The sequence below is a fragment of the Streptomyces sudanensis genome (assembly GCF_023614315.1).
Classification (GTDB): domain Bacteria; phylum Actinomycetota; class Actinomycetes; order Streptomycetales; family Streptomycetaceae; genus Streptomyces; species Streptomyces sudanensis.
Map to the genome: position 1 here is coordinate 5,039,127 of NZ_CP095474.1, position 13,970 is coordinate 5,053,096.

The 13,970-nt window shown below is 77.1% G+C and carries 9 protein-coding genes and 3 pseudogenes; 6 read left to right on the forward strand and 6 right to left on the reverse strand.

From position 1 onward, the window contains the following. A pseudogene (locus MW084_RS23330) lies at positions 1 to 853 on the reverse strand (serine/threonine-protein kinase); the annotation flags it as partial. Positions 854 to 1,810: 957 nt separating this feature from the next. Beyond that, positions 1,811 to 4,159, reverse strand: a complete 2,349-nt coding sequence (locus MW084_RS23340) for an FHA domain-containing protein (RefSeq protein WP_010475935.1) — start codon at positions 4,157 to 4,159, stop codon at positions 1,811 to 1,813. Between the two features lie 105 nt (positions 4,160 to 4,264). Between MW084_RS23340 and MW084_RS23345 the strand changes: the two genes are divergently transcribed. Further along, a complete protein-coding gene (locus tag MW084_RS23345) occupies positions 4,265 to 5,152 on the forward strand; it encodes an SDR family oxidoreductase (RefSeq protein ID WP_010475933.1) in 888 nt (295 codons plus the stop codon). 37 nt (positions 5,153 to 5,189) lie between these two features. Here MW084_RS23345 and MW084_RS23350 read toward each other — a convergent pair whose 3' ends face one another. After that, positions 5,190 to 6,173 (reverse strand): YihY/virulence factor BrkB family protein, encoded by a 984-nt coding sequence (locus tag MW084_RS23350; protein WP_029553920.1) that lies wholly within the window; start codon positions 6,171 to 6,173, stop codon positions 5,190 to 5,192. Between the two features lie 83 nt (positions 6,174 to 6,256). Then, positions 6,257 to 6,918: pseudogene (locus MW084_RS23355) on the reverse strand (MmyB family transcriptional regulator); the annotation flags it as partial. A 186-nt stretch (positions 6,919 to 7,104) separates the two neighbouring features. Here MW084_RS23355 and MW084_RS23360 point away from each other — a divergent pair. Both MW084_RS23360 and MW084_RS23365 read left to right on the forward strand, forming a co-directional pair. Then, positions 7,105 to 8,127, forward strand: a complete 1,023-nt coding sequence (locus MW084_RS23360; protein ID WP_010475930.1) for a phospholipase D-like domain-containing protein — start codon at positions 7,105 to 7,107, stop codon at positions 8,125 to 8,127. 619 nt (positions 8,128 to 8,746) lie between these two features. Then, on the forward strand, positions 8,747 to 8,947 hold the full coding sequence (locus tag MW084_RS23365) for a hypothetical protein (protein ID WP_010476409.1): 201 nt from the start codon (positions 8,747 to 8,749) through the stop codon (positions 8,945 to 8,947). A 91-nt stretch (positions 8,948 to 9,038) separates the two neighbouring features. Here MW084_RS23365 and MW084_RS23370 read toward each other — a convergent pair whose 3' ends face one another. Beyond that, positions 9,039 to 10,631 (reverse strand): FAD-dependent oxidoreductase, encoded by a 1,593-nt coding sequence (locus tag MW084_RS23370; protein ID WP_010476411.1) that lies wholly within the window; start codon positions 10,629 to 10,631, stop codon positions 9,039 to 9,041. 111 nt (positions 10,632 to 10,742) lie between these two features. Here MW084_RS23370 and MW084_RS23375 point away from each other — a divergent pair, with 111 nt between their 5' ends. The 3 genes and pseudogenes from MW084_RS23375 to MW084_RS23390 all read left to right on the forward strand — a co-directional run. Beyond that, a complete protein-coding gene (locus MW084_RS23375) occupies positions 10,743 to 10,982 on the forward strand; it encodes a DUF6480 family protein (protein ID WP_010476413.1) in 240 nt (79 codons plus the stop codon). A 144-nt stretch (positions 10,983 to 11,126) separates the two neighbouring features. Next, positions 11,127 to 12,002 (forward strand): serine/threonine-protein kinase (locus MW084_RS23380; protein WP_275563772.1); only part of this gene is annotated, 876 nt, incomplete at its 3' end. 317 nt (positions 12,003 to 12,319) lie between these two features. After that, positions 12,320 to 13,476: pseudogene (locus MW084_RS23390) on the forward strand (tetratricopeptide repeat protein); the annotation flags it as partial. A gap of 243 nt (positions 13,477 to 13,719) precedes the next feature. Here the strand turns inward: MW084_RS23390 and MW084_RS23395 are convergent. Beyond that, a complete protein-coding gene (locus MW084_RS23395; protein ID WP_255115974.1) occupies positions 13,720 to 13,911 on the reverse strand; it encodes an antitoxin in 192 nt (63 codons plus the stop codon). Positions 13,912 to 13,970: the final 59 nt, after the last annotated feature.

Sequence of the window (13,970 nt, forward strand, 5' to 3'; positions counted from 1 at the left end):
CCGCCGCGAACGCCGTGCACGAGCCGAACCGGTGCTCCGGGGCCTTCGCCAGCGCCTTCGCCAGCGCCCCGTCCAGCCCGGGCGGCAGCCCCGGCCGTACGTCACCCGGCGGGGGCGGGGGGTCGTACTGGTGCGCCCACAGCAGGGCCATGTCGTCGTCCCGGCGGAACGGGGGCGCGCCGGTCAGCATCTCGTACACGACGCACCCCAGGCTGTACACGTCGCACCGGCCGTCCACGGGCCGCCCCGAGATCTGCTCCGGCGCCACGTAGTCGAGGGTGCCCACGAACTGGCCGACGCTCGTGAAACCGGTCAGGGACAGCGACTTCTTCGTCAGCCCGAAGTCCGTCAGGTACACGTGCTCGGGCCGCTCGCTGTCCGTCCCCTCGGCGACGAGGACGTTGCCCGGCTTCACGTCCCGGTGCACCAGGTCGTGGGCGTGCGCCGCGTCCAGCGCCGACGCGATCTGCACGGCGATCCGCACCGCCGCGGCCACGGGCAGGGGGCCGGTGCGGTCCAGCAGCGCCCGCAGGTCCTGCCCCGGTACGTACCGCATGGCGATGTACAGCAGGCCCCCGGTCTCGCCGGCCTCGAAGACCGGCACGATGTTCGGGTGGTCGATCGCGGCGGCGACCCGCGACTCGTAGGTGAACCGCCTGCGGAACGTGTCGTTGCGGGCCAGCTCCGGCGCCAGGAGCTTCAGCGCGACGGTCCGGTCCAGCCGCAGGTCCGTCGCCCGGTACACCACCGCCATGCCGCCCCGGCCGATCTCGGCGTCGATCCGGTAGTGCGCGACCCGCTGCCCCACCAGCCCCGACGGCCGCCCGGAGGGCAGGTCGGCGCCCGACGCCATCACCCCTCACCCGCCCGGCCGTCCGCGGGGCCGCCGCGGTCGGCGCCCGGCGCGTCGATCGTCCGCGTGGGCTCCGCGGCGTCGGGCCGCTCCCCGGCGGCGGGCGGGCGCGGGTCGTCGGCCCCGTCGCCGTCCTGCGCCACCGGCACGATCCGGGTCGGTTCCGGGCCGGGGCCGGCGGGGTCGGCGGATTCGCGTCCGGAGGGCTCCGGGGGTGAATCAGCCCGCGCCTGCCGGCCGGTGTCCACCAGGAGGGTCGGCCCGGAACCGGCCGCCTCCCCGGGCGGCCCCGGCGCTGCGCCCCGGCCGGGGGGCCCGGTGCCGTCCTCCGGGGGCGGCCCCGCCACCACACGGGTCGGTCCGCGTCCCGCGCCGCCCGCCGGGACCGCCGCCGGCCCCNGGGCGCGCGCGGGCGGATCGCGCGGCGGCGGGTCCGCCGACGGCGCCGACGGCGCGGCGTACCCGGCCAGGCGGGCGCCGTCGCAGTACAGCCAGCGCTCGTGCTCCGCGTCGTACAGCCACATCGCCTCGCCTTCGACGACGACGCCCAGCCGCAGCCCGCCGGTGCCCCGCCGGAACCCCTCGCCGTCCGTCCGGCCCGCCGCCAGGTCCTCCACCGCCCGCCGGTACCGGCCCAGCGACGCCTCGGCGCGTTCCAGCAGCGGCCGCGGGTCGGCGGTCCGCGCCGTCTCCCGCACCGCGGCCGGCGGGTCCTCGGGCACGGACACCAGCAGCCGCCCGTCCACCCAGGCCGACCAGCCGTTGGAGCACAGGACGCGCGCCCAGTCGCCCGTCCGCTCCAGCAGCCGCACCGGCAGGAAGGGGTCGAGCGGGACCGTGGGCCTGGCCGTGCCCGGCGTCTCCCACGCGGGCGCGCCGTGGCGCGGCACCACGTGGGTGGGCCGGAAGTCGCCGGGGTCCGGGCCGCCGGCCGGGGCGGCGGAGGTCATGGCGCGCCTACCTTCGCATGATCACCGGCTCGTGGCGGCGCAGCAGCCTCACCACCAGGAAGCCGAGGACGACGGTGAGCGCCAGCAGCGCCCCCATGTCGAGCAGCCACGTCGGCGGGTCGTGGGCGAACAGCGGGTCCTTCGTCCGCTCGCCCGGCGACTTGGCGCCCAGGTCCACGGTCGCGGCCATCGCGGCGAACGCCCACCGGGACGGCACCAGCCACGCCAGCTGCTCCAGCGCCGGCGTCCCGCGCACCGACAGCAGCGCCCCGCAGAACACCACCTGCACGATCGCGAGGAGCACCAGCAGCGGCATGGTGACCTCCTCCTTGCGCACCAGGGCGGACACCAGGAGCCCCAGCATCATCGCGGTGAACGACAGCGCCGCCACCGCCAGGGCCACCTCCGCGAGCGGCGGCAGCAGCACGCCCCGCCCGTCGGGCACGTCCATCGGCACCCCGACCAGCGCGACCAGCGTGAGCACGACGGCCTGCACGACCGTGACCAGGCCGAGCACCACCACCTTCGACATCAGGTACGCCGATCTGGACAGGCCGACGGCCCGTTCCCTGCGGTAGACGGTCCGCTCCTTCACCAGCTCCCGCACCGCGTTCGCCGCGCCCGTCAGCACGCCCCCCACGCACAGGATCAGCAGCACGTTCAGCGTCGACTCCGGGCCCAGCCTCCCCTCCGACAGGGCCCGCGCCATCGCGCCCATCACGAACGGCAGCGCCACCATGATCGCCAGGAAGGTCCGGTCGGCGCTCAGCGCCGCCGCGTACCGCCGCACCAGCGTGCGCAGCTGGGAGCCCCAGCTCCGGGGCCTCGGGGGCGGGGGCGGCGGGACGGCCGCCGTGTCCGGCCCGGGTCCCGCGGGGCGCCGCATCGCGGCCTCGACGTACCGCCGGTGGTGCCCGGAGCCGCGGAACAGGGCCGCCCAGTCCCGCTCCCGGTCGTTCTCGAACGCCTCGAACGCCTCCGGCCACTGGGCGCAGCCGAAGAAGTCCAGCGCCTCGCCCGGCGGCCCGTAGTAGGCGGTCCGGCCGCCCGGAGCGAGGACCAGGAGGCGGTCGCACACGTCGAGGCTGAGCACGCTGTGGGTGACCACGACGACGGTGCGCCCGCCGTCCGCGAGCCCGCGCAGCATGTGCATCACCGACCGGTCCATGCCCGGGTCCAGGCCGGACGTCGGCTCGTCGAGGAACAGCAGCGACGGCTTCGTCAGCAGCTCCAGGGCGACGCTGACGCGTTTGCGCTGACCGCCCGAGAGGCTGTGCACGGGCTGGTCGGCGCGCCGCTCCAGGCCCAGCTCCCGCATCACCTCCTCGACGCGCGCCCGGCGTTCCGCCTTCCCGGTGTCCTCGGGGAAGCGCAGTTCGGCGGCGTACCCGAGGGCGCGGCGCACCGTCAGCTGGAGGTGCAGGATGTCGTCCTGCGGCACCAGCCCGATGCGCTGGCGCAGCTCCGCGTACTGCCGGTACAGGTCGCGCCCGTCGTACAGGACGGTGCCGCGGTCGGCGGGCCGCAGCCCGGTCAGGGCGTTCAGCAGGGTCGACTTGCCCGAGCCGCTGGGGCCGACCACGCCCAGCAGCGTCCGCTCCCCGACGGGGAACGTCACCTCGTCGAGGAGGGTCCTGCGGCCGCCGTCGACGGTGACGGCGAGCCCCTGCACGTCGAGCGAGACCTCGCCGGTGTCGGTGTACTCGACGAGCCGCCCCCCGGCGACGCGGTACGCGCGGTGGCCGATGCCGACGATGTCCTCGGGGCCCACGGGGGCCTCGGCGACCGGGCGGCCGTCGAGGAACGTGCCGTTGTGGCTGCCGAGGTCGTGGATCCAGTGGGTGCCGTCGGGGTGGACGCGCAGTTCGGCGTGGTGCCGGGAGACCACGAGGTCGTCGACGACCACGTCGTTGTCCGCGGCCCGGCCGATGCGGACGGTCCGGTCCGGCAGGGGGCGCACGGAGGTGGGGCGGCGGAAGGCGCCGGTCGCCGACGCGGGCCCGGTCACGGCGGCCGCCGGGGGAGGGGCGGCGGGCGCGGCGTCCGCCAGGACGGCGGCCGGGCCGTCCTGCGGGTGGCCGAAGCGCAGCACGGTGCCGGCGTGCACGTCCCGCGCGGCGACCCGCAGGCCGTCCGTGTAGGTGCCGTTGGTACTGCCCTCGTCCCGCACCGTCCACCGGCCGTCCTCCGCGCGGAACACCGCGTGGTGCCAGGAGACCCGGTCGTCGGCGAGGGGGATGTCGCTCGCCGGGTCGCGCCCGACGCGGTAGACGCGGCTCGGGCGCAGCACCGTGGAGTGTCCGGCGACGTCGACGACCAGCTCGGGCGCGGTGGGCACGACGGGCCGCTCTCCCATGCGGGAATTCTATCTTTTTCCACCTGAATGCGCCCGATGGGCGGAGTGTGCCGGTGAGGGGGAGGGGAACGCGGAGACCGACCCGACAGCCCGACAGGAGGTCCCATGACGCCCGACCCCACACCCGAGAACCCCACGACCGCCCACCCGCGGCCGGACTTCCCCGAACAGGAGCAGCCGCACCCGGGGCGGACCGACGACATGCGGCCCCGCCCGGACCACGGCGAGGAGTCCTACCGGGGCACCGGCCTGCTGCGGGACCGCGCCGCCCTCGTCACCGGCGGCGACTCCGGCATCGGCCGCGCGGTCTGCCTGGCCTACGCGCGCGAGGGCGCCGACGTGATCTTCGCCCACCTCCCCGAGGAGGCCGACGACGCCCGCGAGACCGTGCGCCTCGTCGAGGACGCCGGCCGCAAGGCCGTCGCCGTGCCGTGCGACATCCGCGACGAGGAGGCGTGCCGGGCCCTCGTGGAGCGGGCCGTGACCGAGTTCGGCCGCATCGACGTGCTCGTGAACAACGCCGCGTACCAGATGGCCAGCCCCGAGGGCATCGAGGGCATCACCACCGAGCAGTTCGACCGGGTGATGAAGACCAACCTGTACGGCATGTTCTGGATCACCCGGGCCGCGCTGCCGCACATCCCCGAGGGCGGCAGCGTGATCAACAGCGCCTCCGTGCAGGCGTACAAGCCCAGCCCGCCGCTGCTCGACTACGCCATGACCAAGGGCGCCATCGTCACCTTCACCCAGGGGCTCGCCCAGGACCTCGCCCCGCGCGGCATCCGCGTCAACGCCGTGGCCCCCGGGCCCGTGTGGACGCCCCTGATCCCGGCGACCATGCCGGACACCTCGGAGTTCGGCCGCCAGTCGCCGCTCGGGCGGCCCGCCCAGCCGGCCGAGATGGCCCCCGCGTACGTCTTCCTCGCCTCGCCCGGCGCGAGCTACATCACCGGCGAGGTCATGAACGCCACGGGCGGCACGCCGCTGCCCTGACGGCGCCCCGCCGCCGGGGCCGCCGCGCCCGGCTCCGTCACAGCGCCTTCCGGCGGAGCCGGGCGCGGCGGGCGACGCGGCCCCGGAGCACGGCCGGCCACGTGCGGGTGTCCCGCGGCTCCACGTACGGCTCCTCGGTCGCGGGCAGGCCCGCCCGGATCGCCCGCTGGCGGGCCAGCTCCGCGTTCAGCTCCAGGCCCAGCAGCACCGCCAGGTTCGACAGCCACAGCCAGACCAGGAAGACCACGACGCCGGCCAGCGTCCCGTACGTCTTGTTGTAGGAACCGAAGTTGGCCGCGTACAGCGCGAACCCGCCCGACGCCAGCAGCCACAGCAGCACCGCCGCCACGCTGCCCGGGCCCAGCCAGCGCAGGCCCGGCCCGCGCACGTTGGGCGCCCGCCAGTACAGCAGCCCCACCACCAGCGCCACCAGGACCACCAGCACCGGCCACTTGGCGACCCCCCACAGCGCCACCGCCTCCTGCCCGACGCCGATCGCGTCCCCGGCGCGCCGCGCGAGCGGCCCCGTGAACACCACGATCACGGAACTCGCCGCGAGCAGCACCATCAGCAGCAGCGTGAGCCCGATCCGCAGCGGCGTCAGCTTCCACACCGGGCGGCCCTCCGGCAGGTCGTACACGACGTTCGCCGTCCGGATGAACGCCGCCACGTACCCCGACGCCGACCAGACGGCGGCGGCCAGGCCCACCACCGCCATCAGCCCGCTCGCCGTGCCGGCCCCCCGCAGCTGGCGCACCGCGCCGCTCAGCAGGTCCCGCGCCGGACCGGGCGCGAGCTGCCCCAGGCCGTCCAGCAGGGAGCGGGTCACCGATTCGCCCGCCACGCCGAGCGACGCCACCATGAGCAGGAGGGCCGGGAAGACCGACAGGACCCCGTAGTAGGTGAGCGCGGCCGCCCGGTCCGGGAGCTCGTCGTCCAGGGCCTCCCTCGCCGTGCGCCGCACCACGGCCCGCCAGGACCGCGCGGGCAGGTCCCCCGGCCCTTCGTCATGAGTCGCCATGCCCCCACGNANCCGNGNCNNCCNNGGCCCGNNCNNNCCGGCCGGTACNCCGNCCCNGNGCGNGGCGCACCGGCCGGTCGCCNCCCTGGGGGTGGACGTACGCGCTCGCCGACCCGTACACCCCGGCCGCCACCGGATCGTCCAGCACCTCCTTCTCGATGCCGCGCAGCGTCGGGTCCTCCGGGTCCGCCGCGATGGCCGCCCGCAGCTGCGGCAGCACCAGGGGCGCCCACCACGTCTCCCAGTGCCGCAGCACCGACCGGGCCTCCGGCTCCACCGCCATCCACCGCATCACGTTCGACGGCACCCGGCGGCCGGGGAACAGCGCGGCGAACGGGCCGTTGTACGCCAGCAGGTTCCACGAGCGGTCGCTCACGTACGCCATGTGGGAGATCCCGTCCAGGGCCGACCGCCACACCCCCGGGACCACCTCCCCGGAGCGCGCGTCCAGCGGGCCCGGCGGGTCCTGGCCGAGCGCGTACCGCCACAGCGCCACCCACTCCTGCTCGTTCATGCCCAGCAGCCGCGCCACGTCCTCCAGCAGGTCCACCGGCGGGTTCGGATAGCGCCCCGACTCCAGCCGGCCGTACGTGTCGGGCGCCCGGTGCAGCAGGTGGTCGACCTGCGCCTGCGAGAGGCCCGGGGCGCGCCTGCCCTGCCGGCTCGGGCGCGACAGGCCGTGGCTCTCCGGCGCGATCAGGGCACGGCGCTCCCTCAGCAGGTGGCGCAGGGCGACCTTGTCCATGAGTTTCCCTCCCCCGGGGCCGCCGCCGCGGGCGGTCGGCCCGCCGCCGGCCGTCGCGGCGGAACGGCGGCGCGGGCGGGAGGCAGCCGCACCGGTACGCTGCCCCGGCGGGCGCCGACGATCAAGCACCCGCGGGGTGCGCACCTGCGCACGGCGCACACACGCAGTCGCGGACGGGGGCGGAAGATGACCGGAGGGGACGGCTCGGCGCGCCCGGCGGCCCCGCTGTCGGACGAGGCGAGGACGCTCTACGCCCGGATCACCCGGGGCGAGCCCGTCGGGCCCGGGGACCGCGACGCGCTCGGCGAACTCGTCGGCTGGCGCCTCGTCACCACCGACCCCGGCGGCTCCTTTCCGCCGGTCGCCCTCGACCCGCGGGAGGCGGGCCGCCGCCGGCTCGGCGACGAACTGCGCGACCTGGCCGACCGCGCCGCCCGGACCGCCGCCATCCCCGACCTCGGCGACGAACTCGGACTCCACTTCGAACGCGCCACGTGGCGCTCCGGCTCCGGCAGCGAGTTCCTCGCCGGCCGCGAGCAGGTCGCCGCCCGCGTCGGGGAGGCCGTCGACGGCGCCGAGACCGAGGTCCTCACGGCCCTGCCCGCCGGCCCCGTCCGCGAGGACCTCACCGACGAGGCCGCCGACCGGGACTCCCGCGCCCTCGCCCGCGGGGTGCGGCTGCGGACCCTCCTGTGCGACGCCGCCCGCGAGGACGCCGGAGCCCGCGAGTGGGCGACCGCCATGTCCGCCCGGGGCGCCCGCTTCCGCACGCTCCTCGCCCCGTTCCAGAAGTGCGTCGTCGTCGACCGCCGCCAGGCGTTCGTCTCCGACCACGTCGGCGGCGGCGACCCCGCGCGGACCGCGTGGCACGTCCTGGACCGGGCTTTCGTCGCGTTCGTCGCCGAGGGCTTCGAGGACGCCTGGCGCCGCGCCGACGTCTGGTACGGCGACCCGCGCCGCGCCGCGCCCCCGGGCGACGGCGGGCTGACGGACCGGCAGCGGGAGATCCTCATCGACACGGCCGCCGGCGTGGACCAGCGCATCACCGCCCGCCGCCTCAACGTCGGGCTGCGCACCCTCACCAAGGAACTCGCCCGGCTCCGCGCCCGCTGGGGCGCGCCCACCCTCGCCGCCCTCGCCTACCAGTGGGCCCTCTCCCCGGAACGCGGACAGGCCGCGGACCGCGCGGACGGCGGCCCGCCCGCGTGAGGTGCCGCCTCCGGTTTTCCACCGAAGAAACATCAGGGGAAAAGCCCCGCAGGACTGTTGCATCCTGAAGGAGGTCGGAGGCCGACCGGTCCTCCGCGGAGCGCCGGCGCTCCGAGAAGCCGCCATCACGGGGCCGTTATCCGCGCCTCATGCCAGAACCGGGCAGTGCAGGGCACGGGCAGTGTGCCCTGCCGGGCATCGCGCGGATACCGCAAGGTCACTGCCAGGGCCTTCCGGACCAAAGCCGACCCCTCGGTACGTCCCCCGTGATGCGGCCCCGTTCCGCCCGCTTCGCCCGCCCCGGTCGCCCCCGGACCGGCGGCCCCGGCGGGGCTCCGGCANCCCGCTGCCGTGCCCGCCCCCCGCCCGGGCACGCACACCCCGCCGGCCGCGACCCGCCGCCCCGGTCCGTACGGCGCGGGCGCACCGGCCCGCCGGAGACGGCCGGGGCGCCCGCGCGGGCGGACGGNAANNTTAAGGAGTCTTTGTCAGAGNNGCGCCCGCCGGCCCCGCCGCGCCCGCCGGCGGGGCCCTCTCCGCGCCCGCCGGTCCGCTCCGGGGTCGCGGGAGGACCGGCCTGCGACGACAATGGCGAGTGCCGGACGAACAAGGAGGCGGCATGAGCGAAGAACCCGAGACGGACTCCCGGCGGGGTGGCGTCACCCCCGACGCCCTCCTGCACAGCGGCGCCGAGGGCGAATTCAGCGCCGAGGACCTGGTCCTGGCCTCCGGGCGTGACGTCAACCCCGAGAGCCTCGCCTGGGCGGAGCGGAGGATGGCCCAGAAGGGCAGGGCGGCCCTCGACGAACTCCTGCCCTGACCCCGACCCCCGCCCCGGGAGGGCCGCGCCGCACGGCACGGCCCTCCCGCACGTCGCCCCGGCGCCCCGGCCGATCGGCTCCCGGCGCCGATCAGCCCCCGGCGCCGTCCGCGCCGTCCGCGCCGTCCGCGCCGTCCGTGCCGCCTGCGTCGTCCTCGATGTTCGCCCGTTCCAGGGGGCGGGTCGCCGGACCCTCCACCACCCGCCCCGCCACGTCGAAGCGCGAACCGTGGCAGGGGCACTCCCAGGCCGTCTCCGCGTCGTTGAAGTGCACCACGCACCCCAGGTGCGTACAGCGCGCGGACACCGCGTGCAGCGCCCCCGCCTCGTCCCGGTGCACCGCGAGGAGCCGCCCGCCGACCCGCACCACCGCCCCCCGGCCGGGACCCACCTCCGCGACCGAGTCGGCGTACGAGCCGGGCGTCCGGTCGCCCACGAAGTGCTTCGCCACCCGCGCCTGGAGCCGCAGCATCGCCGGCGCCTCCCGCACCGGGCTCAGCCGCACCGGGTCGTACAGCGAGGTCCAGGCCGGCTCCCGGCCCCGGATCCGCGCCGCCAGCAGCGACCCCGCCATCACCCCGCCGCTCATGCCCCACCCGGCGAACCCGGTCGCCACGTACACGTGCCGCGCCCCGGCGTGCAGCCGCCCCACATAAGGCACCCGGTCCGTCGTCCAGTTGTCCTGCGTCGCCCAGCGGTGGGTGGCCTCCCACGGCCCGAACCGCTCCCGCGCCCACGCCTCCAGCCGCGCGAACCGCTCGCCGACCTCGCCCTCCTCCGCCGTACCGGGCGCGAACTTCTCCCCGGTCACGATCAGCATCCGCCTCCCCTCCTCGCCGGCGGGCGCCGTCCGGACCGACCGCGTACCGCCCTCCGGCGTCAGGAACACCCCGCCGGGATCGCGGTCCGCCGGGATCGGCCCGGCCACCACCAGCTCCCGCTTCGGCTCCAGCCGGGTGAACAGCAGCGCCCGGTCGAACACCGGGTAGTGCGTGGCCACCACCACGTGCCGGGCGGTCACCGTGTCCCCGCGCTCGGTGGTCACCTCGCACGGGGAGCCCTCCCTCAGCCGCGTCACCCGGGTCCGCTCGTAGATCCGCCCGCCGAGCCGCTCCAGGTCCGCGGCGAGCCCCAGCAGGTACTTCCTCGGGTGGAACTGCGCCTGCCCCTCCAGCCGCACCGCGCCCGCCACCGGGAAGGGCAGCGGCGTCCTTGTCACATACGACGCGGGGAGCCCCGCCTCCAGCGCCGCGTCCGCCTCGGCCCGCAGCCCGTCCACCTGCCCGGGGTCCTCCGCGTACGTGTACGCGGGCAGGCGCTCCAGGTCGCAGTCGATGCCCAGTTCCCCGCTCACCTCGGCCACGCGCTCCACGGCGAGCTGCTGCGAGTGCGCGTACAGCCGCGCCGCCCGCGCGCCGTGCGCCGACCTCAGGTCCGCGTACACCCGGCCGTGCAGCGCCGACAGCTTCGCCGTCGTGTGCCCGGTGACCCCGGCGGCGATCCGGTCCGCCTCCAGCAGCACCACGGGGTGACCGGCCCGCGCGAGCTCCCACGCCGTGCACAGCCCCGCGACACCGCCGCCCACGACGGCGACCTCCGTCTCGACGGGGCCCGTGAGGGCCGGGCGGGCCGGCCCCGGCGCGTACTCCATCCACAGGGAACCCGGCAACGGGGCGAAGACCATGGGCGCACTCCTCCTCGACGGCCGTGGACCGGGCCGTCACCACCGGCCCGGAGAGGTCCGGGGTACCCGCGCAGGACGCATGAAATCCCCGGAGCTGCGCACCCGTGTGCCATGACCCACCACATCAACCCCCCAGACCCCGACCCCGACCGCACCCCGGGTCTCGACGCCGGCGCCTCGGTCCGCCCCGGCGACACCCCGCCGGCCGAGGGCAGCACCTCCGGCGCGGGCCCCCAGGAGACCCACAACCCCCCGACGGGCTGGGCGAAGGCCCCCCTGGCGATCATCCTGGTCCTGACGGCCCTGATCGCCGCCTTCTTCATCGTCAGGGCGGTGAGCGTCACCAACTGACCCCCGGGCGCGGCGCCCCCCCGCCGGCGCCGCGCACCCGGGCCGTACCGGTGCGTCCGCTTCCGCCCGTACGCATCCCGCCCGCAGGGCGCCATACTGGGGAAGCCGGGGAGGCGCAGCGAACGACGGGGGCGGCATCAGGCGATGGCGGAGACCAGACTCATCCACGGCCGGTACCGGCTGCTGGAGGTGATCGGGCGCGGCGGCATGGGGGAGGTGTGGCGGGCCACCGACGAGTCGCTGGGCCGCGGGGTCGCCGTGAAGTGCCTCAAGCCGCCGTGGCCCCCGCAGGACCCGGACTCCCTGCACGTGCTGCGGGAGCGGTTCCGGCGCGAGGCCCGCGTCGCCGCGTCCCTCCAGCACCGCGGCGTGACCGTGGTCCACGACTTCGGCGAGGCCGACGGCACGCTGTACCTGGTGATGGAGCTGCTGGAGGGCCGCGACCTCAGCCGCCTCCTGGAGGACAACGCGAAGCGGCCGCTGCCGGTGCACGAGGTCGTCGACATAGGCGAGCAGATCGCCGACGCCCTCGCCTACACCCACGGCCGCGGGATCGTCCACCGCGACCTCAAGCCCGCCAACATCGTGCGGCTCGCCGACGGCACGGTGAAGATCTGCGACTTCGGGATCGCCCGCCTGGGCGCCGGCATCGCCGCCTCCTCCCGCCTCACCGGCACCGGCATCGCGATGGGCACCCCGCACTACATGTCGCCCGAGCAGATCAGCGGCGCCCCGGTCGACCACCGCAGCGACCTGTACTCCCTGGGCTGCGTCCTGTACGAGATCGCCACCGGCGCCCCGCCCTTCGACCACGACGACCCCTGGGCGATCATCATCGGCCACCGCGACACCCCGCCCGAGCCGCCGAGCCTCCGCCGCGCGGACCTGCCCCCGCCGTTCGAACGGATCGTGCTGGACCTGCTGGCCAAGACCCCCGGGGCCCGTCCCGCCGACGCGGACGACCTGCGCCGCCGCATCGCCGGCGCCCGCCGCGCCGCCCTGCCCGCCGGCATCCCCCACNCCCGGACGCCCCNCCCTCCGGCGCGTACCGGATCGCCCCGCCGTACCACGGGGCGGCGGGCCCGTCCGGACCGGTCCCCCTCCAGACCGGGCCGGGGCCCGCCGCCCCCGTACCGGGGCTTCCCGCCTGGACCCGGTCCATGACCGTCGGCCGCAGGTCCCTCGCCGTCGTCCCGCCGCAGGCCGCGCCCCCGGACGACCCGGCGACGACCCTCACCGGCCGGTGGACGACCGCCGCGGCGGCGCCCCCGCGCCGCCCGCCTTCTACACATCTGACCCGGCCGACGACTCCCTTAAGTGGGTTNTCANNGNCCNGNCCCCGGCCCCCGCAGCGGAGCCGCAGCTCCTGGCCGTCCTGGCGGGCCGCCACAGCGCGGGGCTCAGCCTGAGCCGCCTCGGCCGCTGGGCGGAGGCCGGCGAGGCGCACCGGGCCGTCGCCGACGAGCGCGAACGGGCCCTCGGCCCCGACCACCCCGACACCCTGGCCAGCCGGTACGAGCAGGCCTTCGCCCTCGCCCGCGCCGGCCGCCTCGCCCCCGCCCTGCACGTGTTCGGCCGCGTCGCCGAGGGCCGCGCCCGCGTGCTGGGCCCGGACCACCCCGACACGCTGACCGCCCGCCAGGAGACGGCGTACGTCCTGGGCCGGCTCGGCCGCCACGACGAGGCCCACCGGGTGTACGCCGAGGTCCTCGCCGCCCGCGAGCGCGTCATGGGCCCCGGCCACCCCGACACGCTGCGCTGCCGGCACGACCTGGCGTGCGCCCTCGGCCTCCTCGGCCGCCTGGAGGAGGCGTACCGCACGGCGCACGAGGTGGCGGCCGCCCGCGCCCGGCTCCTGGGCCCCGGCCACCCCGACACGCTGGCCACGCTCTGCGAGGCGGCCCGCGCCCTCGGCCGGCTCGACCGCTGGGCCGACGCGCTGGGCGCGTACCGGGAGGTCGCCGCCGCCCGCGCCCGCGCCCTGGGCCCCGACCACCCCGACACGCTCGCCGCCCGCTACGAGGCCGGCATCTGCCTGGGCCGCCTGGGCCGCGGCGGGGAGGCGCTGGAGCTCTACCGGGACCTGGTCGCGGCCCGCACCCGCGCGCAGGGCCCCGACGACCCGGAGACCCTCCGCGCCCGGCACGCCCTGGGGGTCAACCTGGGCCGCCTGGGCCGCTGGGAGGAGGCCCTCGCCGAAGCCCGCGAGGTCGCCGCCGCCCGCGCCCGCACCCTGGGCCCGGACCATCCGGACACGCTGGCCAGCGGACGGGAGGTCGCCGTGTGCCTGGGCTGGCTCGGCCGCTGGGACGAGGCGCTCCTCGGGTACCGGCACGTCGCCTCGGCCCGCGAGCGGCTCCTGGGCCCGGACCATCCCGACACCCTCGCGGGCCGCAACGACGAGGCGCAGTGCCTGGAGCGGCTGGGCCGGCACACCGAGGCCGTCGAGCTGTACCGGCGCGTCGCCGCCCGCCGGCCCCGCGCGGGCGGCTGAGCCCGGCCCGCCGCCCGCGCGACCGCCCGCACGCCCGGTACGGGAGGGCACCCGCGCCGCCCGGCCCGCTCCTCCGGCGCGACGGGTGCGCCGCCCGCCCGCCCGCTCCGGCGGGAGCCGTTCCGATCCGACCGTCCGTCCGCCTCGGGGTGCCGTTCCCGCCCCGCGCCGCTCCCGCACGCGAACGGGCCTCGGGGCCGCCGTGACGCGCGGCGGCCCCGAGACCCGTTCGGGGGCGGAGGGTCAGGTGCCGGACGGCGGCTCCCCGCGACGCCCGCCCAGTCGGCCCTTGATCCGTTCCTGCGCGGTGTCGACGTGGCGGCTGTGCCGGCCCCGCGTCCGCTTGTCGACGTAGTCGCCGGCCTGGTCGACGCCCTTGCCGGCCTGGCCCTCGTGCCCCTTCAGCATGTTCTTGATCTTGTCCTTCATGGCCATGGGTCGTCCTCTCGCCGAGTGACCCCCCGCCGTCCAGTCTCCCCGCCCCGCACCGAGCC

Bases quoted from the DNA above. Each gene is read 5' to 3' on its own strand.
- MW084_RS23350 (WP_029553920.1), bottom strand. From the start codon at position 6,173: ATGGCGACTCATGACGAAGGGCCGGGGGACCTGCCCGCGCGGTCCTGG.
- MW084_RS23365 (WP_010476409.1), top strand. From the start codon at position 8,747: ATGAGCGAAGAACCCGAGACGGACTCCCGGCGGGGTGGCGTCACCCCC.
- MW084_RS23360 (WP_010475930.1), top strand. From the start codon at position 7,105: ATGACCGGAGGGGACGGCTCGGCGCGCCCGGCGGCCCCGCTGTCGGAC.
- MW084_RS23375 (WP_010476413.1), top strand. From the start codon at position 10,743: ATGACCCACCACATCAACCCCCCAGACCCCGACCCCGACCGCACCCCG.
- MW084_RS23370 (WP_010476411.1), bottom strand. From the start codon at position 10,631: ATGGTCTTCGCCCCGTTGCCGGGTTCCCTGTGGATGGAGTACGCGCCG.
- MW084_RS23345 (WP_010475933.1), top strand. From the start codon at position 4,265: ATGACGCCCGACCCCACACCCGAGAACCCCACGACCGCCCACCCGCGG.
- MW084_RS23340 (WP_010475935.1), bottom strand. From the start codon at position 4,159: ATGGGAGAGCGGCCCGTCGTGCCCACCGCGCCCGAGCTGGTCGTCGAC.
- MW084_RS23395 (WP_255115974.1), bottom strand. From the start codon at position 13,911: ATGGCCATGAAGGACAAGATCAAGAACATGCTGAAGGGGCACGAGGGC.